Origin of the sequence: Methylophaga sp. UBA5088 (genome assembly GCF_002414625.1) — a bacterium.
Taxonomy (GTDB): domain Bacteria; phylum Pseudomonadota; class Gammaproteobacteria; order Nitrosococcales; family Methylophagaceae; genus Methylophaga; species Methylophaga marina.
This window is the reverse complement of the sequence record NZ_DIAC01000028.1, coordinates 17534-18346: the sequence shown is the minus strand read 5'-3', so window position 1 is coordinate 18346 and position 813 is coordinate 17534. Positions and strand designations below refer to the sequence as shown.

At 45.9% G+C, this 813-nt stretch carries 1 protein-coding gene; it reads right to left on the bottom strand.

From position 1 onward, the window contains the following. Positions 1-732, bottom strand: a 732-nt coding sequence (locus tag B4K20_RS03590) for an alcohol dehydrogenase catalytic domain-containing protein (RefSeq protein ID WP_289281914.1), incomplete at its 3' end; no start/stop codon positions are given. Positions 733-813: the final 81 nt, after the last annotated feature.

The following is an 813-nucleotide window of genomic DNA, read 5'->3' as shown; positions in this document are numbered from 1 at the left end:
ACGACCACCCGTGATTTTCATGATTTCCTGGATAACATCCACTTGACGGTAATCGAGTGTGATATCTGCACCTAACTGTCTGGCATAGGCCAGACGCTCATCAATACCATCAATGGCAATAATTAGACTGGCCCCTTTTAATCTGGCGCCAGCTGTCGCACATAAGCCAATCGGCCCTTGAGCAAATATGGCCACAATATCACCAATCTTAATATTGGCTGACTCAGCACCGGCAAAACCGGTAGACATAATGTCAGGACACATTAATACCTGTTCGTCACTCAAGCCATCCGGTACGGGAGCTAGATTGGCTTGAGCATCCGGTACGACTAAAAATTCAGCCTGTGCACCATCTATCGTATTGCCAAAACGCCAGCCGCCCATGGGCTTATAACCATGATGATGACATCCACCGTCCTGTGCTGGCAGGCCATCTTGACAGGCATAGGAATAAAAGCTTGGGCATATTGCCCCTGCAATTACGCGCTGCCCTTCTTCATAACCTTGTACATTTTTGCCCAGCTTTTCGATTGTGCCGACCGGTTCATGGCCAATCGTTAAGCCTTGTTCAACTGGATATTCACCTTTAAGGATATGGACATCCGTACCACAAATTGTCGTGGTGGTTATACGTATCAAAGCATCGTTATCACCAATATCTGGTATCGGCTTTTCAACGATTTCAATTCGGCCTTTTTCAATAAAGGCGGCTGCTTTCATGTTGCCAGACATATCGACGCTCCTTACATAAGTTGTTCTAAACATAGCTATGAGTTATGACAGTATCACTATCATCAACAGCGTGTTATGACC